Origin of the sequence: Hydrogenophaga sp. Root209 (assembly GCF_001428625.1) — a bacterium.
Lineage (GTDB): Bacteria > Pseudomonadota > Gammaproteobacteria > Burkholderiales > Burkholderiaceae_C > Hydrogenophaga.
The window spans coordinates 112,227-131,265 of record NZ_LMIE01000034.1; the positions used below are offsets into that span (position 1 = coordinate 112,227).

The window sequence follows — 19,039 nt, forward strand, 5'->3', positions numbered from 1 at the left end:
CTCGGTGGCGCTGGCGCCGTCGCTCCCGTTGAAGGCGTGGCCCAGGCCAGTGAGCGCAGCCAGGCGCTCGGACAGTTCAACCGCCGGCCCGTGGGTGAAACCAGCCAGCATCACGTGGTCGAGCGTGTGCAACTGATCGATCAGCGCGGTGCGGATGGCGGGGTGGTTGTGCCCGAACAGGTTGACCCACCAGGAGCTGATCGCATTCAGATGGCACCAGCCTCCGTGGTCGCGCAGCCACACTCCTGGGCCCGCGCCACGGGAATCAGCGGCAGCGCAGCACCCTCGGACGCGTGCAGCTTCATCTGGGTGCAAGGGGTGCCAAACCCCAGCCGGGCTGCGCTAGCGCCAGGCGTCGTTGGCCGACACAGGTAGCATCAAAGCTCGGCGCCTAGGGGCAGGATGACCGGATCGCCGGACTGCGGACCGGCGGGCTCGCTGCGGGTCTCGACGATGCGGTTGGCGGCGTCGGGGAACACCAGCTTCGGCACCGCCTCGTCGAGCTTGTCCTCGTGAACCATGCCAAAGGCCGCGATGATCACCAGGTCGCCCACACTGGCGCGCCGGGCGGCCGAGCCGTTGAGCGAAATGATGCCGCTGCCGCGCGGCGACTTGATGGCGTAAGTGATGAAACGTTCGCCGTTGTTGACGTTCCAGATGTGCACCTGTTCGTTGGGGCGGATGTTGCTCGCCTCAAGCAGGTCTTCGTCGATGCCGCAGGACCCTTCGTAGTGCAGCTCGCAGTGGGTGACGGTGGCGCGGTGGATTTTGGATTTCAGCAGGGTGCGAAACATGGTCGTGGTCCTCAGGCGCCCAAAGTGTGGCGCGCATGCAGGCCCAGGCGCTGCATCAGCGCCCGGTCGCGTTCGATGTCGGGGTTGCCGGTGGTCAGCAGCTTCTCGCCATAAAAGATGGAGTTGGCGCCGGCCGCAAAACACAGGGCCTGCACCGCATCGCTCATCTGCTGGCGCCCGGCCGACAGGCGCACCCGGGCCCGCGGCATGGTGATGCGGGCGACCGCGATCATGCGCACGAACTCCAGCGGGTCCAGTTCGGCCTGATCGGCCAGCGGCGTGCCTTCGACCTTGACCAGGTTGTTGATCGGCACCGATTCGGGGTAATCGGGCGCCAGGTTGGCCAGCTGGGCGATCAGCGCCGCACGCTGCACCCGCGTCTCGCCCATGCCCACGATCCCGCCACTGCAGACCCGGACGCCCGCCCCGCGCACGCGTTGCAGGGTGTCGAGCCGGTCCTGGTAATCGCGCGTGGTGATGATGTCGCCGTAAAAGTCGGGGGCGCTGTCCAGGTTGTGGTTGTAGTAGTCGAGCCCGGCGTCGCGCAGGGTTTCGGCGTGGCCCTCGTTGAGCATGCCCAGGGTGGCGCAGGCCTCCAGGCCCACGTCCTTGACCGCGCGCACCAGCTCGGCCACGGCTTGCACGTCGCGGTCCTTGGGCGCGCGCCAGGCCGCGCCCATGCAGAAGCGTGTGGCGCCGGCCGCCTTGGCGCGCACGGCCGCGTCGCGCACCTCTTCCACCGCCATGAGCTTGCTGGCCGCTACGCCGGTGTCGTAGTGCACCGACTGCGGGCAGTAGCCACAGTCTTCCGGGCAGCCACCGGTCTTGATCGACAGCAGCGTGGCAAGCTCGACCTCGGTCGGGTCGAAGTGCTCGCGGTGAACGGTCTGCGCGCGAAACAGAAGCTCGGTAAACGGCTGATCGAACAGCGCCACTACGGCTTCGGTCGACCAGGCTCCCACGCTCGATGCCTCGGCAGTCTGCGAAGGTGATTGCACCCAGTGAATGGGTTCTTCTCTCAGGATCGTGTCATTCATCGCGCAATACTCCAGTGGTGTCCAGCAAAATTCAATCGATAGATCGACGCGGGCGCATCGTGCCTGCAAGGCCAGCCACAGCGCTTCAGGCGCCTTGCGGCCTGATGTGCTGGGTGGCCTCGTCTTCGACCCGCTGCCAGATCTCGACCGCCATCGGGTTCTTGCTCTCTTCCAGGATGTGCCCCACCAGCCCGATGGCACGCGCCAGGACGCCGATGCCGCGCACGATTTTCCATGGCAGCCCGAGTTCGCAGCTGATGGCGCCGATGGCGCCGGTCGCGTTGACGGGAAGCGACTTGCCAGCGGCGCGTTCGGCCTCGTCGCAGATCAGTTGTTCCAGGCGGATGTAGTCGCCGGAAAAGCCGTTGTCTTTGGCGATCTGGAACAGGCGCGGGGCACGCGGATCGACCGGCTTGTGCAGCGGATGGCCGAGCCCCGGAATGATCTGGCCACGCTCTCGGTAGGCCGCCACGGTTTCGCGCGCAATGCGCTCCAGATCGGCGTCGCGTGTGCCCGGCGGCAGCGCCTCGTACAGCATTTTGGCGGTGCCTTCGGTGCTGCCGACGAACACGCTGCCCAGGCCGCACAATCCGGCCGCCACCGCCGCCTGCAGCGATTCGGGCGCACCGGCGTAAGTCAGTCGCGCGACCAGCGCACTCGGCGTGATGCCGTGTTCGACCAGCGTCACCGCGATCGCGTTGAATACGTTGGACTCCTGCGGCGTCGGCATGCGCCCGACGATCTGCAGGAAGGCCATATCACCCAGGTTGAGATGGCCAAGAATTTCGTCGGGCAGGCTTTTGCCGTGCACCTCGATGCGGTCGGGGGTACTCCACGCAATGTCGGAGCGGATGGGTTTGTTCTTGCGGGTCATGAGAAATTCCAGTCGGTTTGGGGTGGGCTTAAAAAATCAGGCGCTCAGACCCGCGTCGCGCAGCACGGCTTGTGCACGCTGGTACACCGGCAGATCGACCATCTGGCTGTCAACCGCCACGGCGGAACCACCCGCCGTTTCAAATGCTTTGCAGACGCGGCGCGCCCAGTCAAGCCGTTCGGGGGTCGGCGTGAACACCGCCTGGACGATGGCAAGCTGCTTCGGGTGGATGCACAGCTTGGCACCAAAGCCGAGTCGACGTGAGCGTTCAGTGTCCGCCTGCAAGCGTTGCAGGTCCTCGATCGCGGTGCTGACACCATCAACCGGCGCGGCCAGCCCGGCCAGCCGCGAGGCCAGCACCACTTGTGAGCGGAAAGCCAGCAGCTCTGACTCCGCGCCATCGGGCGCACAGTCAATGCCCAGATCGAGCGCCAGATCGACGCTGCCAAAAGCCAGGCGGATCACGCCCGGCACGCTCGCAATGCTGTGGATTTCCCTAAGGCCGCGCGCCGACTCGATGATCGGCAACACGTCCTTATAGGTGATCTCGACCACGGTGCACACGGCATCGATACCCTCGGCCTTGGGCAGCATCACCGCCGCCACACCAGGATGGCGACACAGTTCGAGATCGTCTTCAAACCAGGGCGTGCCAGCGGCATTGATGCGCACAACCAGCGGTGCCGACGCATCAAGCGCCGTCGCCAGCGCGTCGCGTGCGCTCGCCTTCGCCTCGGGGGCAACCGCGTCTTCCAGATCAACAATCACCGCGTCGGCGCCGCTGGCGCGCGCCTTGGCAAAACGCTCAGGCCTGTCTGCGGGCACAAAAAGATAGGCACGCCGCAGGACATGGAGGCCGGGGGTGCTGGTCGCCATGCTCATGCCGCCAACCAGCGCTCGATGTGCGGCGCCTCGGCGACCGCCCAGACGCGCGCGATCAGTGCCTCCACCTCTGCAGGCGTGGCCCCCTTGCCGTAGGCCGCCAGGCGCTGCGCCTTGTCTTCCAGCTCGGCACGTGTCAGGGTGTTGCCAGGGTCGCCTTTGGGCTCATCGACCCGCGCGCCAAAGGTGTGGCCATCGCGCGTGCTCACCGTTACCTTGCCGATCCAGCGCTGCGGGTAGGCCTTATCGACCTCGGCGTCGAGCTGCATCGTCACGCGGTCGCGCAAGGCGGCCACGCGCGGCGCGAGGTAATGCGCTTCAAATTCATTCAGCCCGGCAAAGCCGTATTCGGCGGCCAGCGCCAGCACCGTGCCCATTGAGAATTTGGCCTGGTGCACGGTGGCGGGCACGGTGACGCGGCCCAGCACGTCGATGGCGCCCTGGTGCACATGGGTGGTCACCGCGGCAATATCGTCGGCCTTGAGCCCATGCGTCTGCATCAGCGCCAGCAGCGCGTCGGCGCTGGGGTGGGTGTGGCGGCACGAGGCGTGGTATTTGAACGAGGTTTCCGCCGTGGCCCAGCGCTGGCCCAGGCGGTCGGTCAGGCGCGCCGGATCGGCGTCGTTCGACATGCCCGCAGCCATGCCTTGCGCGCCTTCCAGAATCTGGCGCGCGCCGGTCAGCCCCTCGCGCGCCAAGTAGGCGCAGGCCAAGCCGCTGGACGCCGCATGCGCGGTGTGCAGTTGCTTGGAGTCAGCGGCGTCGCGCAAAAACTCCCACAGCCCGGCGGCTTGTGTGCCGGCGCTGCCGAAGGCATGCAGCATGGTGGTCGCATCGAGCTTGAGCAGCCGTCCGGCCGCCGCAGCGGCGGCCAGCGTGCCGGCGGTGGCCGTGGTGTGAAAGATGCGGTAGTGCGAGCGGCCCAGGAACTCGCCCACCCGAATGCCGACTTCATAGCCCGCCACTACGGCGGCCAGGAACTCGCGGCCGCTGGCACCGATGTCCTGCGCGATGGCCAGCGCCGCCGGGAACACGACGGCTGCGGGATGAAACACCGAGCCGTTGTGGACGTCATCCTGCTCGGCGAAATGCGAGGCGGCCGCGTTGACCATCGCAGCGAAATGGGGCGAGGTGGTGCGGCGCGAGATCAGCACCTCGGCGCGGCCGGAGGCCGGCCCCATGGTGCGGGCATAGGCTTCGATGGCCTCGACCGGCCGGGCGCCCTTGCCCGCCAACGCGGAGGCGTACCAGTCGAGGAACAGGTCTTCGGTTCGGCGCAGCACCGGCGCCGGAATGGTGTCGAATGACAGATCGGCGGCAAAGGCAGCCAGCGTCGCGCTCGGGTTTGTATCTGGGGTCATGGCATCGATCTCGCAGTCAGATGGCTTGGTCTGCACGCAGCCGGGCGATGTCAGTCTCGCCGTAGCCGAGCTCGGTCAGGATGGCTTCGGTGTGCTGACCCAGCGCAGGCACCGGCCCCATGGGCGGCGGCGGCTCGCTGCCCTGGACGTGGTGCGGCGGGTACAGCGCCGGCAGCGTGCCGCCTGGCGAATCGATCTCGGTCCAGCGCCCACGCGCCGCGAGTTGCGGGTGCTTCCACAGGTCGGCCATCTCGTTGAGCTGGCCGTTGGCGATTTGCGCCGCATCCAGCCGCGCCACCAGTTGCGCCGCGGTCAGGGTGGCGCAGACACCTTCGATGATGCCGCGCAGTTTCTCGCGCTGGGCCAGCCGGTTGGCGTTGCCCAGGTACTGTGCGGTCAGCTCGGGCAATTGCAACACCTGGTTGCAGAAGGTGGCCCATTCGCGGTCGTGCTGCACCGCCAGCACCACCTGCTTGCCGTCGCCGCAGGTAAAAGGGCCGTAGGGGTAAATGGCGGCGTGCGAGGCGCCAGCACGCAGCGGCGGCGGCTGGCCATCCAGCGTGTAGTAGAGCGGGAAGCCCATCCATTCGGACATGGCTTCGAGCATGGAGATTTCGAGCCGTTGGCCACGCCCCGTGCGCCCGCGCTCCAGCAAAGCGGCCAGCACGCTGCTGTAGGCGTACATGCCAGCGGCGATGTCGGCAATCGACAGTCCGGCCTTGGATGGCGTCTCCGGCGTTCCGGTCACCGACACAAAACCGGCTTCGCTCTGGATCAGCAGGTCATAGGCCTTTTTCGCGGTGTAGGGGCCGCCGTCGCCGTAGCCCGAGATGTCGCACACCACGATGCGCGGGTTGACCGGCGCCAGGCTGGCATGGTCCAGTCCCATGCGCGCGGCAGCACCGGGCGCCAGATTCTGCACCAGCACGTCGGCGCGCTCCACCAGCTTTTGCAGTACGGCGCGTGCGGCCGGGTGTTTGAGGTCGAGCGTCAGGCTTTCCTTGGAGCGGTTGCACCAGACGAAGTGGGAAGCCGAGCCGTGGGCCCGGCTGTCGTAGGCGCGGGCGAAGTCGCCCTCGCCCGGACGCTCGACCTTGATGACGCGCGCGCCGAGATCGGCCAACTGGCGGGTGCAGAACGGCGCGGCAATCGCGTGCTCCAGCGTGACAATCAGCATTCCTTCCAATGGACGCATGGCAATTTCTTTCAGAATGAGCGCGGCAACTCGAGCACATGCTCGGCCACGTAACTCAGAATCAGGTTGGTGGAGATCGGCGCCACTTGGTACAGCCGGGTTTCGCGGAACTTGCGCTCGATGTCGTATTCGCAGGCAAAGCCAAAGCCGCCATGGGTCTGAATGGCGGTGTTGGCCGCCTCCCAGGAGGCTTTGGCGGCCAGGTACTTGGCCATATTGGCCTCTGCGCCACACGGTTGGTGGGCGTCAAACAGCTCGCAGGCACGCCAGCGCATCAGGTCAGCGGCTTCGGTCTCGATGTGGGCCTCGGCCAAGGGAAACTGCACGCCCTGGTTCTGCCCAATCGGGCGGTCAAACACGCGGCGCTCGCGGGCATAGCGGGCGCTGCGCTCGACGAACCAGCGGGCGTCGCCAATGCACTCGGCGGCAATCAGCGTGCGCTCGGCGTTCAGGCCGTCCAGGATGTACTTGAAACCTTTGCCCTCCTCGCCGATCAGGTTCTCGGCCGGGATTTCGAGGTTGTCGAAGAACAGCTCATTGGTCTCGTGGTTGACCATGTTGCGGATCGGGTTCACAGTCATGCCCTGGCCAATGGCCTGGTGCAGGTCAACGATAAAGATCGACATGCCCTCTGACTTGCGCTTCACATCCTTGAGCGGGGTGGTGCGTGCCAGCAAAATCATCAGATCGGAGTGCTGAATCCGCGAGATCCAGACCTTCTGGCCATTGACCACATAGCGGTCGCCCTGCTTGACTGCGGTGGTCTTGATCTTGGTGGTGTCGGTGCCTGTGGTTGGCTCGGTCACGCCCATGGACTGCAGGCGCAGATCGCCGCTCGCGATTTTTGGCAGGTAGCGGCGCTTTTGCTCGTCCGAGCCATGGCGCAGCAAGGTGCCCATGTTGTACATCTGGCCGTGACAGGCGCCGGCATTGCCGCCGCAGCGGTTGACCTCTTCCATCACCACCGAGGCTTCGGCCAGACCCAAGCCAGCTCCGCCGTACTCCTGCGGAATCATCACCGCCAGCCAGCCGGCCCTGGTCAGCGCGTCCACACACGCCTCGGGGTAAGCACGGGCATCGTCAATCTTGCGAAAGTACTCGTCAGGGAAGCGTTTGAAAAGATCGCGCAGCGCGGCACGCAACTCGGGGTAACGTTCTTGGTTCATCATTTTCAGTCTCTAAAAGTTCCCCGCCGAGCCGCGCAGGACAAAGGTTACCGGTTAGCGGAATTTGCTGAAGTCGGGCTTGCGCTTCTCAAGAAAGGCGCTGGCCCCTTCCTGCTGCTCGCCGGTACTGAAATAGTTAGGTGCCACTTCCTGGATCAGGTCGTTCATGTCCTTGCCCATGATCGGGGCCATGTGGTGGTAGAACGAACGCTTGACAATCTTCAGGCAGGTCGGCGACAGCGACAGCAATTCGTCGCAGTACTTCTGCACCTCTTCGTCGAGTTGGGCCATGGGCACCACCGAGTTGGCCAGACCCCAGTCGAACGCCTGCTTCGCGCTGTAGCGGCGGCACAGCATCCACAGTTCGCGCGCCCGCTTGTGGCCAAGCACATTGGCCGCGTGCGAGACGATATAGCCACCGGCCGGTGAGCCGACGCGTGGCCCGTTCTGACCAAAGATCGCATGCTCGGCGGCAATCGTGAAGTCACAAAAGTAGGCAATGTGGTGACCGGCACCAATGGCATAGCCGTTGACGCGCGCGATCACCGGCTTGGGACATTCGGCGATCTGGCGGTTGAAGTTGAATTCCAGGTCCTGCAGGCCGCTCTTGCCACCTTCGCCCTTTTCCCAGTTGACATCACCGCCGACACAAAAGGCGCGCTCGCCAGCACCGGTCAGCACGATCACGCCGACCTTCGGATCGTCGCCGGCCTGGGCCAGCAGTCGCTCCATGTCCTTGATGGTGTCACCAGTGAAAGCGTTGAGCGTCTTGGGCCGATTGATGGTGATGGTGGCAACGTAATTTTTGACGTCGTAAATGACTTCCTGATCGCTCATGGTGTTTCTTCGTGATATTGGTTGGGGGAAACTATCGGGTCTGCGTGGCACGCACGCGCGCAAACTCAAGAAACCAGTCAAGGCTGGCGGGGTTGGCCAGCGCATCGCGGTTGACCACTTTGTCGATGGGCTGGCCGAGCAGCAGCTTCTTGATCGGCAGTTCGAGCTTCTTGCCGGTGAGCGTGCGCGGCACCTCGGCCACGGGAAACACCTCGTCCGGCACATGGCGCGGCGACGCGGCCGCGCGGATGGCGCTCTTGATGCGCCCGATCAGCGGCGCGTCCAGCGCCACGCCCTGGCGCAGCACGACGAACATCGGCATATAGCTTTCGCGCCCCAGAAACTCAAGATCGACCACCAAACTGTCGAGCACTTCGGGCAGCGCCTCGACCACGCTGTAGATGTCGCTCGTGCCCATGCGCACGCCGTGGCGGTTGATGGTGGTGTCGCTGCGGCCGTAGATGATTGCGCCGCCGCGCGGTGTGATGCGAAGCCAGTCGCCATGCCGCCAGACGCCGGGGTACATGTCGAAATAACTGTCCAGATAGCGCCGGTTGCCGGGGTCGTTCCAGAAGTAGAGGGGCATGGACGGCATGGGCGCGGTGCAGACCAACTCACCCACCTCGTCCACGACCGGCTGGCCCTGCTCGTTGAAGGCCTCGACGCGCGCCCCGAGGCAGCGCCCCTGCATTTCTCCCACGACAACGGGCAGGGTCGGCACGCCGCCGACGAAGGCCCCTGCGAAGTCGGTGCCGCCGGAGATCGGGTTGATCCAGACATCGCGCCCGACATGCTTGGCAATCCACTGGTAGCTTTCCAGGGACAGTGGCGAGCCGGTCGAACCCACGGTGCGCAGCGGCCCCAGCGCGCCCACCTCGCGCGGCTCTACGCCTGTTTTCTGGCAGGCCGCATAAAACGCCGCACCGGCACCCAGAAACGTCACGCCGACTTCCCCCGCGAAGCGCCACAGCGTGGTGTAGTCGGGCCAGGCCGGGGCGCCGTCGTACAGGCAGACCGTCGCCCCCACCAGCAAGCCACCCACCTGGCAGTTCCACATGATCCAGCCCGTGGTGGAAAACCAGTGGAAGCGGTCTTCGGGACCGAGGTCGTTGTGCAGGCGCATCAGCTTGACCTGCTCCAGCACGATGCCGCCATGGCCGTGCACGATGGGTTTGGGCAAGCCGGTGGTGCCCGATGAATACACCACCCACAGCGGGTGGTCGAAAGGCATTGACTCAATGCGCAGTTCAGCTGGGCCGCTGACCACCTCGCTCCAGAGCACGCCACCGCGCAGCGCGCCCACGCTGGCGCTGCGCTCCAGGTAGGGCAGGAGCACGCAGCGCTCGACGCTGGGCAGCCCGTCGAGCAGCATGGCCACGGTGTCGCGCCGGTCGAAGCGCTTGCCACCCCAGCGGTAGCCATCGACCGCGATCAACACCTTCGGATCGATTTGCCGGAAACGGTCCAGCACCGTGGGCGCCCCCATGTCGGGCGAGCACACCGACCAGATCGCCCCCACGGAAACCGTGGCCAGAAAAGCCACGATGGATTGCGGAATATTGGGCAGGTAGGCCACCACGCGGTCGCCCGGCCCCACGCCCGCTGCGCGCAGCCACTGCGCCAGCGCCGCCACTTGGTCCTGCAGCGTGCGCCAAGACATGTCCGCCCGCTCGCCCGCTTCATTGCGAAAAACGATGGCCGGTCTGGCATCCGTAGCGTGCCGGAACACCTGCCGCGCATAGTTGGTGCGCGCGCCCACAAACCATTGCGCGCCCGGCATCTGCCGATCGCTCAGAACCGGGCCATTCCAGTCGTCGAGCGGAAGCTCAAAATAGCCGACGATGGCGCCCCAGAAACCCTCCAAGTCATCCACGGACCATTGCCACAAGGCCTCGTAGCCGGCAAAGCGCACGCCTTTTTCGCGTTCCAGCCATTGTTGGAAACAGGTCAACTCGGCACCCGCGATGCGATCCGCGCTGGGGATCCACAGAATGTCGGGCGAAGTTTTGCTCATGGTTTCCCTACTGCTGCGGTTGCCATGGCAGTTTCGTGCAGGCGCACGACCCCGTCGCGCACCAGTTGGGCAATCTCCGGCCCACCATAGCCCAGTTCGCCCAACACCGGCCCGGTATGCTGCCCCAGCGCGGGAGGTGCCAGCATGTCACCGATCTTGCGCATGCCCGCGGCAAGCTGCGCCGGAAAAGGGATTAGCGGCAGCCCCGGCATCTCAGGATGCTCCACGAAACGGGCGACCAGCACCGGGTCGGCCATGGCCTCGGACACCGTGTTCACCGGACCACAGGGAATATCGGCGGCCTCGAAGGCTGCCACCCAGGTAGCCGCCGAACGGGTGATGAAAATCGCCTCCAGTTCAGCCAGCAGCGCCGGCCGGTTGGCAATGCGCACCGCATTGCGCTGGTAACGCGGATCGTTGAGCCACTCCAGCCGCTCGATGACGGCGCAAAACCGCTTGAACGCACCTTCATTCACCACCGACACGCTGAACCAGGCACCGTCGGAGCCTCGAAAGTGACGGCTCGGCACAGCAATCGGCAGGTTCACCGCACGAACCGGCTCGCGCTGCTCAACCGCATATTCACCCACCTTGCTGGCAAGAAAATTGAACATGGTGTCCACCAGGGACAACTCCACGCGCTGCCCCTGGCCGGTCTGCTGCCAATGCATCACCGCGGCCAGCACGCCCAACGCGCCGCACATGCCGGACGCCACATCGATGATCGGCAAGCCGATACGAACCGGTGGATTGCCCTCTTCCCCGCTGGCGTAGAAGGCCCCCGTCATGCCCTGCACCACGCTGTCGACCGAGGGCCTGAGCCGGTAGTCGCCCTGCTCACCGAAGGCGCTGACCATGTAGTACACCAGCGTCGGGTTGATGCGCCGCACCGCGTCGTAGGTCAGCGCATGTGTCTCGGCAAAGTCGGGGCGAAAGTTGTGCACCAGAACCTGGGCTTTTGAAATCAGCCGCTCCAGCACCGAGCGCCCGGCAGGGGTGCGTATGTCCAGCGCGATCGACTCCTTGCCCCGGTTGCAGGTCATGAAAGCGACGCTGGAGTCGCCATAAAACGGCGGGCCAAAATGCCGCCCCTCCTCGCCGGTGATCGCCTCGACCTTGATGACGCGCGCGCCCAGATCGGCCAGCACCATGGCCGCGTAAGGCCCGGCAATCAAGCGGGACAGATCGATGACGGTGATGCCACTCAGAATGCCTTGCACGGCGCCGCCCTTTTTTACTTGCTGGCGCGCGAGCGGGTGCGGAAAGCCGCAATGCCGGCGCGATGCTCAGGCGTGTCTTCGAGCACCGCCATGTGCGAGGACACCATGTCCAAGTGCGTGGCGAGCGCCATGGTCTGGCTTTGGTAGACGGCGCGGCGAAAAAAGCGTACCGCCTGCTGCGGCTTGGCGGCAATGGTGCGCGCCATATCGTAGGTGGCGGTCATCAGTTCGGCATCGGGCACCACGCGATTGACCATGCCAATGCGTTCGGCCTCTTCCGCCCCCACCACGCGACCGGTCCAGAACAACTCAAGCGCGCGCGCGGTGCCAATCAGGCGCGGCAAGTACCAGGCACCGGCATCACCAGCCATCAGTCCGATGTTGATATAACTCTCGGCAAGCGTGGCTGAGCTGGCCATCAAACGGATATCGCACATCAAAGCCATGTCGCAGCCAGCGCCTCGCGCAGCGCCGTTGACAGCGGCAATGACCGGTTTTTCCATCCGCTCCAGCGTGAGCGCAATGCGATGCACGTGGCGGTACAGAAAATCCTTGCGTCCCATGCTGTCCATTTCGCTGAATTTGGCCATCTCCTCGAAATCGCCGCCGGCACAAAAAGCACGACCGGCACCGGTGACGACGATGACCTTGACTCGCTCATCAGCTTCGGCCTGCTCAAGTGCTGCGCGCCAAGCATCCACCATCTCAAGATCGAAGGCATTGAGCTGATCGGGCCGGTTGAGGGTCAGGGTCGCAATGCCGTCGGCATCAACCGCAAGCAAGATGGCAGGAACGACGGACATGGAAAACCTTTCTGACGGTGGGATGAACAAGGATCAAGGATCAAGGATCAAGGGCGACTGTCCGCGCCTGCCGGAAACCGGCTGGTTTCGATAAAGGTCATGCGAACATATTGACAGAACGGTGGTTAGTTAGGACCTCAAGCCGAAGCACGCCTTGCAAGCAGCCTGGTCACAGGCGCGGGCGTGTGTTGCACACCCCATGACCTTCCCGACACCTATCGTTCAATGTCCTCGTACAGGGCGCGATAGCTGTCACGCAGCGGATGCTTTTGAATCTTGCCGGTGGAGGTCATCGGCAAGGCATCGACGATGCGGATCGCCTTGGGCACCTCAAAGCCACCGAGATGCTCCTTGCAGTGGTTGATCAACTCGGCCTCGTCGGCCTGCGCCCCTGGCTTGAGCACCACGAAGGCGGTGACCGCCTCGACCCAGCGCGGGTGCGGCAAACCTACCGCCGCCACATTGGCCACCGCCGGGTGGCGCAGCAACGTGGCCTCGACCTTGATGGACGGCACGTTTTCGCCGCCGGTCTTGATCATGTCCTTCTTGCGGTCCCTGAACATCATCTGGCCATCGACCCACATGCCGAGGTCACCGGTGTGGTGCCAGCCGAAAGCGCGTGCCTCGGCGGTGGCTTCGGGATTTTTGTAGTAGCCCTCCATCACGTTTGGACCGCGGTGCACGATCTCGCCGACCTCGCCGGGGCCGAGCAGCTGGCCCGCGTCGTCCATCACCGCCGTGTCGTTGATCAATGCACTGGCGCCCCAGTAGGAACCAAAGCGTTTAAGCTGCTCTTCGGGCCGGAAGGCCATGGTGAGCGGGTACATCTCGGTCTGGCCGGTGGCCAATGAGTAATTCGGGCAGAACTCGGCGATCAGGCGGCGCAGCAGGGTCTCGGCCATGGGCGCCATGGCGTACACGCACATGCGCAGGCTCGACAGGTCGCGCCCCGGGCGCGAGGGATGATCGAGCATGGCCTGGTGCATCAGCGGCAAGCCCACCAGCAAGGTCACCCGTTCACGCTCGATGGCGTCGAGCATGGCGGCGGGTTCGAAAGCGCGCATCACAATCACCGTGCCGCCGCCCGCCAGCACGCCGCACATCAGCGTGTGCTGGGCGCAATGAAAGAGGGGCAGCACGGCAATGTTCACGGCATCGCGCCACACCCCCAACTCAAGCGCGTTGTTCATCGCTGCCATCACCACCGACAAATGGCTTTGCATCACCCCTTTAGGGCGGCCGGTGGTTCCGCTGGTGTACATGATCTGGGCTACGTCGCGGTCATGAATTTCGACCTCGGACTCAGTGGCAGACTGCGCAGCAATCGCTGCAGCGAAGCTGCAGAAAGCCCCAGCCCCCTCGCCTTCCAGCACCCATCCGCGACCGGGCTGCGCCTCGATGGCTGCACGCAACTCCGGGCGCACCAGCAGAGCGGCATCCACCAGCAGGAAGCGCGCCTCAGAGTGGTCGATGATGTAGCGAACGTCATCCAGCCCCAGGCCGGTGTTGATCGGCACCCAGATCAGGCCGGCGCGATGGATGCCGAACATGGCCACCAGGAACTCAAGCGAGTTATTGCATAGCGTGGTCACGCGGTCACCTCGCACCAAGCCAGCGGCCAGCAAGGCATTGGCGCAGCGGGTCACGCGCTCATCGAGCTCACCGTAGCTCATGCTCTGATCGCCGAGCACGAACGCCGTCTTGGCGCGGTCTCGCGCTGCCGAGCGGCGCAGGAAGTCGCCGATGGCCACGCGGGCAATTGCGCCAGGGGATGGCACATCAGCGATGACGGAGGTTGATGGGCTCATGATCGATGTCTCCTACTTTTTGAATTGTTTGGCCGGTGCCGCCGACCATACTGCCAGGAACAGGCCTGGCCTCTGCTTTACCTCGGCATCCGCTGCAACCTATAACGCAGTCACCAATTCGGGCACCGCTGTGAACAGATCCGCCACCAGCCCATAGTCGGCCACCTGGAAGATCGGCGCTTCGGCGTCCTTGTTGATCGCAACGATCACCTTGCTGTCCTTCATGCCGGCCAGGTGCTGGATGGCGCCCGAGATGCCAACCGCCACGTACAACTGGGGTGCCACGATCTTGCCGGTCTGGCCGACCTGGTAGTCGTTGGGCGCGTAGCCGGCGTCGACGGCGGCGCGCGAGGCGCCGATCGCCGCGCCAAGCTTGTCGGCCAGCGGCTCCAGCACGGCGTGAAACTTGTCGGCCGCGCCCAGTCCGCGTCCGCCCGATACGATGACCGATGCAGCGGCGAGTTCCGGGCGCTCCAGCTTCACCACCTCACGCCCGACCAGGGTGGTCAAGCCGAGATCGCCAGCCGCGTCCAGCGTCTCGACCGCTGCCGTGCCGCCCGCACCGACCGGGTCGAAGGCGGTGGTGCGAATGCTCAGCACCTTGATGGCATCCTTCGATTGCACGCGGGCCAGCGCGTTGCCGGCATAGAACGGGCGCAGGAAGGTGTCGGGCGACTCGATCGCGATCACGTCCGACACCTGGGAGGCGTCCAGCAAGGCCGCCACGCGCGGCAGCACGTTCTTGCCAAAGGCGGTGGCTGGCGCCAGCACATGGGTGTAGCCGACATCGGCGCGCACGCGTGAGCGCACCAGCTCGGCCAGGTTCTCGGCCAGGTGGGCCTCTAGGTGCGCCGCGTCAACGTGCAGCACCTTGCTCACGCCCGCAACCGCCGCCGCAGTCTGGGCCACGGCAGCGCAGTTGCGGCCCGCCACCAGCACATGAATGTCGCCGCCGATGCGCGTGGCGGCGGCAATCGTGTTCAGCGTGGCCGCTTTGAGTACGGCGTTGTCGTGTTCCGCAATGATCAGGGTTGCCATCAGATCACCTTCGCTTCTTCTTTGAGTCGTTTGACGAGTTCGGCCGGGTCGGCCACCTTGATGCCGGCCTTGCGGGTCGGCGGCTCGCTGACGTGCAGGGTCACGGTGCGTGGCGCAATGTCGATGCCGAGCTCGGCCGCCTTGATCACCTCCATCGGCTTTTTCTTGGCCTTCATGATGTTGGGCAGCGTGATGAAGCGCGGCTCGTTCAGGCGCAGGTCGGTCGTGATCACGGCCGGCAGCTTCATGGCCAGGGTTTCCAGGCCACCGTCGATCTCGCGAGTGATGGTGGCCGTGTCGCCGCTGATCTGCACCTTGGAGGCGAAGCTGGCCTGGGCCCAGCCCATCAGCGCGCCAAACATCTGGCCAGTCTGGCCAGCGTCGTCATCAATCGCCTGCTTGCCGAAGATGGCGAACTGCACACCTTCTTTTTGGGCCACATGCTGCATCAGCTTGGCCACCGCGAGCGGTTCGAGCGCGGCGTCAGTTTCAACCAGCACGGCGCGATCAGCGCCGATGGCCATGGCGCTGCGCAGCGTTTCCTGGCAAGCCGCCGGGCCACAGGAAACAACGATCACTTCAGAAGCGACACCGGCCTCCCTGAGGCGCACCGCCTCTTCGCAGGCGATCTCGTCGAAAGGGTTCATGGACAACTTCTGGTTCGCGAGATCGACTCCCGAACCGTCGGACTTGACGCGGGCCTTGACGTTGTAGTCCAGCACCCGCTTGACGGCGACCAATATCTTCACTTTATCTCCATGTGACTAAAAATAAACAATTGAAAACGGTAAGATGAAAGCCGAATCCGGCCCGTTCAATCACGGCTCACTCCCGATGCGGCCACACGAGGAAACAGCATCGCGTACATGCGCTGCGCCAACGCATCGATGTCCAGACGCCCGCCAGGCCGGTACCACTGCGCCGTCCAGTTGAGGGCACCGAGAACTGTCTGGCGCACCAACACGACATCTGTATCGACCAGGCCCAGCGCCGCAGCCTCGCTGATCGGCGTCATCCACAAGGTCTCGTAGGCGTCGCGCGATGCCATCACCCGGGTCTGGGCGGCCGGCGAAAGGCTGCGCCACTCATAGAGCAGCACGGTCATGGCGTCGAGCCTCGTACCCAGCAAAGCCTTCAGGTGGCTGCGCACCATCGACAGCAGCCGCTCGGGCAAGCGAACTTCGCCAGCCAGCCCGTCGCGCACCGACCGCATGATGTCGCGAACACCCTCCTCCATGATCGCCACCAGCAGATCCTCCTTGGTCGCGAAATGGTAGAAGAGCGAGCCTGAAGTCATGCCCATGGCTTGGGCAATCTCGCGCACCGAAGTGCGCTCAAAACCCTGGCGCCGGAACCGGCTCGCCGCGGCCGCCAGGATCGCATCTCTGCGCGAGAGTGGGTTGTCTTGCTCCTTTGCCATGCCGTATACTATATCATCTAACAAGCGTTTGGTCGATTGGTTTGTCTATCGTGCGTTGGGTGCTTCCGGCGCTTTCCCACGTGGACGAGCAACTCTTCGCGACCGTCGGCCATGCCAGTGCCAATGCCAATGCCAATCGAACTTCATGGACAGACCCATGCTCAACCGCACCCTCTTCGGTGAAGAACACGAACTCTTCCGGGACCAGGCACGTCGCTTTCTGGAAGAAGAAGTCATACCTCATCACGCCGGCTGGGAAAACGATGGCATCGTGCCGCGCGCCGTCTGGCGCAAGGCCGGCGCCGCCGGCCTGCTGTGCCCCGCCATACCCGAGCAATACGGAGGCGGTGGCGGTACGCGCCTGCACAGTGCTGTGCTCATTGAAGAAGTCTCGCGCGCCGGCACCAGCGGCATTGGCTTCGGCCTGCACTCCGACATCGTGGCACCCTACATCCTGGCCTACGGCACCGAGGCGCAAAAGCGCAACTGGCTGCCGAAGATGGCCACCGGCGAAGTGATTGGCGCCATCGCCATGACTGAGCCGGGCGCGGGCAGCGACCTGCAAAGCGTGCGCACCAGTGCGGTCCGTGACGGCGACGAACTTGTGATCAATGGTCAAAAGACCTTTATCACCAACGGCCAGAACGCCGACGTGGTGATCGTTGTCGCCAAGACCGACCCGACGCAAGGCGCCAAGGGAACCTCGCTGGTGCTGGTCGAGACCAATCGCCCCGGCTTCACGCGCGGGCGCAATCTCGAAAAAATCGGCATGAAGGCGCAGGACACCTCGGAACTCTTCTTCGAAGACGTGCGCGTGCCGGCCAGCAACATCCTCGGCGGCGATGGCAAGGGCTTTTTCCTGCTGATGCAGGAACTGGCCTGGGAGCGCATGCAGATCGCCATCGGCGCGGTGGCGGGCGCCGAGGCCGCGCTCGAATGGACCCTGGCCTACACCAAGGATCGCAAGGCCTTCGGCCAGCGCGTGATCGATTTCCAGCACAACCGCTTCAAGCTCGCCGAAATGAAAACCGAGGTGCAGATCGCACAGGTCTTTGTCGACCGTCTGCTCGGCCTGCTGATGGACGGTCAACTTGATGCCGCCACCGCCGCGATGGCCAAGTACTGGACCACCGACCTGCACTGCAAGGTGATCGACCAATGCCTGCAGATGTTCGGCGGCTTCGGCTACATGTGGGAGTACCCGATTGCCCGCGCCTATGCGGATGCGCGCGTCGCGCGCATCTACGGTGGCGCCAACGAAATCATGAAGGAAATCATCAGCCGCACGCTGTAGCAACTGCTGCCAGCCGCCTGCCGCTCTTCCGCCCTCTTGCCTATCGCATCCCCAGATTCAGAAAGAAGGAAACCCAACATGACCGAAGCATTCATTTTCGACGCCGTGCGCACGCCGCGCGGCAAGGGCCGCAGCTCGGGTGCGCTGCACGGCACCACGCCCATCAGTTTGGCCATTACCGCGCTGCAGGCACTACGCGACCGCAACACCCTGGACACCGCCTTCGTGGACGACATCATCCTCGGCTGCGTCGAACCCGCCGGTGAGCAAGGCGCCAACATCGCGCGCGTTGCGGCCATTGCCGCCGGGTACCACGAAAGCGCTGCCGGCGTGCAGGTCAATCGCTTTTGCGCCTCGGGCCTGGAGGCCTGCAACATGGCCGCCGCCAAGGTGATGTCGGGTCAGTCGCCACTGGTCATCGGCGGCGGCGTGGAGAGCATGAGCCGTGTGCCCATGGGCACCAGCGGCGGTGCCTGGGCGATTGACCCAGCGGTGGCGATTCCGACCTATTTCGTGCCGCAGGGCATTTCGGCCGATCTGATTGCCACGCTTTACGGCCACAGCCGCAGCGACGTCGACAGCTACGCGGTCGAAAGCCAGCGCCGCGCCGCACTCGCCTGGGCCGAGAGCCGCTTCGCCAATTCGATCGTTCCCGTGAAGGATGTGAACGGTTGCATCGTGCTTGAGCGCGACGAACACATGCGCGCCGAAACCACGCTGGAGTCGCTGGCCAAGCTGGAGCCTGCTTTCAAGGTGCAGGGCGAGAAATACGGCTTCGACGCGGTGGCCATTCAGCGTTATCCCGAGATCGAGCGCATGGTGCACGTGCACCATGCCGGCAACTCATCGGGCATTGTTGACGGCGCGGCTGCGGTGCTGGTCGGCAACGCCGAAGTCGGCAAACGGCTGGGCCTGAAAGCCCGTGCCCGCATCCGCTCGTTCGCCTCCATCGGCAGCGAGCCCACCATCATGCTGACCGGCCCCTCCTATTCGGCGGAAAAGGCGCTCAAGCTCGCTGGCATGAAGGCCAGCGACATCGACCTCTATGAACTGAACGAAGCCTTCGCCTCAGTCGTGCTGCGTTTCATGGAAGTGATGAAAGTCACGCACGACAAGATGAACGTCAACGGCGGGGCGATTGCGATGGGGCACCCCCTGGGCGCGACTGGCGCGATGATTCTGGGCACCCTGCTCGACGAACTCGAGCGGCGCAACCTGTCGACCGGCCTGGTCACGCTGTGCGTGGGCGCCGGCATGGGCACAGCCACCATCATCGAGCGCGTCTGAAGCCTCGGC

The 19,039-nt window shown here is 64.7% G+C and carries 17 protein-coding genes and 1 pseudogene; 2 read left to right on the plus strand and 16 right to left on the minus strand.

What is annotated here, in order from left to right; translation table 11 throughout:
• The 16 genes and pseudogenes from ASE11_RS25640 to ASE11_RS24785 all read right to left on the minus strand — a co-directional run.
• Positions 1–342 (minus strand): annotated as a pseudogene (locus ASE11_RS25640) (aminotransferase class III-fold pyridoxal phosphate-dependent enzyme); the annotation flags it as partial.
• 35 nt (positions 343–377) lie between these two features.
• Positions 378–794, minus strand: coding sequence for an aspartate 1-decarboxylase (panD, locus tag ASE11_RS24715; protein WP_056278406.1), 417 nt, complete (start codon positions 792–794; stop codon positions 378–380).
• A gap of 11 nt (positions 795–805) precedes the next feature.
• Positions 806–1,831, minus strand: coding sequence for a biotin synthase BioB (gene bioB, locus ASE11_RS24720; protein ID WP_056278408.1), 1,026 nt, complete (start codon positions 1,829–1,831; stop codon positions 806–808).
• A gap of 85 nt (positions 1,832–1,916) precedes the next feature.
• The gene (locus ASE11_RS24725; protein ID WP_056278412.1) at positions 1,917–2,705 is read right to left on the minus strand and encodes a citryl-CoA lyase; all 789 of its coding nucleotides are present in this window, start codon (positions 2,703–2,705) and stop codon (positions 1,917–1,919) included.
• 36 nt (positions 2,706–2,741) lie between these two features.
• On the minus strand, positions 2,742–3,587 hold the full coding sequence (locus ASE11_RS24730) for an HpcH/HpaI aldolase/citrate lyase family protein (RefSeq protein WP_235501458.1): 846 nt from the start codon (positions 3,585–3,587) through the stop codon (positions 2,742–2,744).
• Positions 3,584–4,948 carry an MmgE/PrpD family protein gene (locus ASE11_RS24735; RefSeq protein ID WP_056278598.1) on the minus strand — a complete coding sequence of 455 codons (1,365 nt, stop codon included), beginning with the start codon at positions 4,946–4,948 and terminating at the stop codon, positions 3,584–3,586. The genes ASE11_RS24730 and ASE11_RS24735 overlap by 4 nt, the downstream gene beginning before the upstream one ends.
• Before the next feature lie 16 nt (positions 4,949–4,964).
• Positions 4,965–6,143, minus strand: coding sequence for a CaiB/BaiF CoA transferase family protein (locus tag ASE11_RS24740; RefSeq protein WP_056278417.1), 1,179 nt, complete (start codon positions 6,141–6,143; stop codon positions 4,965–4,967).
• Between the two features lie 11 nt (positions 6,144–6,154).
• A complete protein-coding gene (locus ASE11_RS24745) occupies positions 6,155–7,312 on the minus strand; it encodes an acyl-CoA dehydrogenase family protein (protein WP_056278421.1) in 1,158 nt (385 codons plus the stop codon).
• Positions 7,313–7,363: 51 nt separating this feature from the next.
• The gene (locus ASE11_RS24750; protein ID WP_056278424.1) at positions 7,364–8,146 is read right to left on the minus strand and encodes an enoyl-CoA hydratase-related protein; all 783 of its coding nucleotides are present in this window, start codon (positions 8,144–8,146) and stop codon (positions 7,364–7,366) included.
• Between the two features lie 31 nt (positions 8,147–8,177).
• The gene (locus ASE11_RS24755) at positions 8,178–10,160 is read right to left on the minus strand and encodes an acetoacetate--CoA ligase (protein WP_056278426.1); all 1,983 of its coding nucleotides are present in this window, start codon (positions 10,158–10,160) and stop codon (positions 8,178–8,180) included.
• Entirely contained in the window at positions 10,157–11,380 is a 1,224-nt protein-coding gene (locus ASE11_RS24760) for a CaiB/BaiF CoA transferase family protein (RefSeq protein WP_056278429.1), read from the minus strand. The genes ASE11_RS24755 and ASE11_RS24760 overlap by 4 nt, the downstream gene beginning before the upstream one ends.
• Positions 11,381–11,394: 14 nt before the next feature.
• Positions 11,395–12,183, minus strand: a complete 789-nt coding sequence (locus tag ASE11_RS24765) for an enoyl-CoA hydratase/isomerase family protein (protein ID WP_056278432.1) — start codon at positions 12,181–12,183, stop codon at positions 11,395–11,397.
• A gap of 215 nt (positions 12,184–12,398) precedes the next feature.
• Positions 12,399–13,991, minus strand: a complete 1,593-nt coding sequence (locus ASE11_RS24770; protein ID WP_056278436.1) for an AMP-binding protein — start codon at positions 13,989–13,991, stop codon at positions 12,399–12,401.
• 99 nt (positions 13,992–14,090) lie between these two features.
• Complete coding sequence (locus tag ASE11_RS24775) at positions 14,091–15,029, minus strand: electron transfer flavoprotein subunit alpha/FixB family protein (protein ID WP_056278437.1); 939 nt, start codon at positions 15,027–15,029, stop codon at positions 14,091–14,093.
• Positions 15,029–15,778 carry an electron transfer flavoprotein subunit beta/FixA family protein gene (locus ASE11_RS24780; protein WP_056278441.1) on the minus strand — a complete coding sequence of 250 codons (750 nt, stop codon included), beginning with the start codon at positions 15,776–15,778 and terminating at the stop codon, positions 15,029–15,031. Before ASE11_RS24780 ends, ASE11_RS24775 begins: the two co-directional genes overlap by 1 nt.
• 65 nt (positions 15,779–15,843) lie before the next feature.
• Positions 15,844–16,449 (minus strand): TetR/AcrR family transcriptional regulator, encoded by a 606-nt coding sequence (locus ASE11_RS24785; RefSeq protein WP_056278444.1) that lies wholly within the window; start codon positions 16,447–16,449, stop codon positions 15,844–15,846.
• 157 nt (positions 16,450–16,606) lie between these two features.
• Between ASE11_RS24785 and ASE11_RS24790 the strand changes: the two genes are divergently transcribed.
• Together ASE11_RS24790 and ASE11_RS24795 are read left to right on the plus strand one after the other, a co-directional pair.
• Positions 16,607–17,743: an acyl-CoA dehydrogenase family protein gene (locus ASE11_RS24790; protein ID WP_056278445.1), complete on the plus strand. Its 1,137-nt coding sequence runs from the start codon at positions 16,607–16,609 to the stop codon at positions 17,741–17,743.
• Positions 17,744–17,821: 78 nt separating this feature from the next.
• Positions 17,822–19,030, plus strand: coding sequence for an acetyl-CoA C-acetyltransferase (locus ASE11_RS24795; RefSeq protein ID WP_056278449.1), 1,209 nt, complete (start codon positions 17,822–17,824; stop codon positions 19,028–19,030).
• Positions 19,031–19,039: the final 9 nt, after the last annotated feature.

Excerpts from the sequence above, each read along its gene's own strand:
- panD (WP_056278406.1), bottom strand. The coding sequence starts at position 794 with ATGTTTCGCACCCTGCTGAAATCCAAAATCCACCGCGCCACCGTCACC.
- bioB (WP_056278408.1), bottom strand. The coding sequence starts at position 1,831 with ATGAATGACACGATCCTGAGAGAAGAACCCATTCACTGGGTGCAATCA.
- ASE11_RS24725 (WP_056278412.1), bottom strand. The coding sequence starts at position 2,705 with ATGACCCGCAAGAACAAACCCATCCGCTCCGACATTGCGTGGAGTACC.
- ASE11_RS24730 (WP_235501458.1), bottom strand. The coding sequence starts at position 3,587 with ATGAGCATGGCGACCAGCACCCCCGGCCTCCATGTCCTGCGGCGTGCC.
- ASE11_RS24735 (WP_056278598.1), bottom strand. The coding sequence starts at position 4,948 with ATGACCCCAGATACAAACCCGAGCGCGACGCTGGCTGCCTTTGCCGCC.
- ASE11_RS24740 (WP_056278417.1), bottom strand. The coding sequence starts at position 6,143 with ATGCGTCCATTGGAAGGAATGCTGATTGTCACGCTGGAGCACGCGATT.
- ASE11_RS24745 (WP_056278421.1), bottom strand. The coding sequence starts at position 7,312 with ATGATGAACCAAGAACGTTACCCCGAGTTGCGTGCCGCGCTGCGCGAT.
- ASE11_RS24750 (WP_056278424.1), bottom strand. The coding sequence starts at position 8,146 with ATGAGCGATCAGGAAGTCATTTACGACGTCAAAAATTACGTTGCCACC.
- ASE11_RS24755 (WP_056278426.1), bottom strand. The coding sequence starts at position 10,160 with ATGAGCAAAACTTCGCCCGACATTCTGTGGATCCCCAGCGCGGATCGC.
- ASE11_RS24765 (WP_056278432.1), bottom strand. The coding sequence starts at position 12,183 with ATGTCCGTCGTTCCTGCCATCTTGCTTGCGGTTGATGCCGACGGCATT.
- ASE11_RS24770 (WP_056278436.1), bottom strand. The coding sequence starts at position 13,991 with ATGAGCCCATCAACCTCCGTCATCGCTGATGTGCCATCCCCTGGCGCA.
- ASE11_RS24775 (WP_056278437.1), bottom strand. The coding sequence starts at position 15,029 with ATGGCAACCCTGATCATTGCGGAACACGACAACGCCGTACTCAAAGCG.
- ASE11_RS24785 (WP_056278444.1), bottom strand. The coding sequence starts at position 16,449 with ATGGCAAAGGAGCAAGACAACCCACTCTCGCGCAGAGATGCGATCCTG.
- ASE11_RS24790 (WP_056278445.1), top strand. The coding sequence starts at position 16,607 with ATGCTCAACCGCACCCTCTTCGGTGAAGAACACGAACTCTTCCGGGAC.
- ASE11_RS24795 (WP_056278449.1), top strand. The coding sequence starts at position 17,822 with ATGACCGAAGCATTCATTTTCGACGCCGTGCGCACGCCGCGCGGCAAG.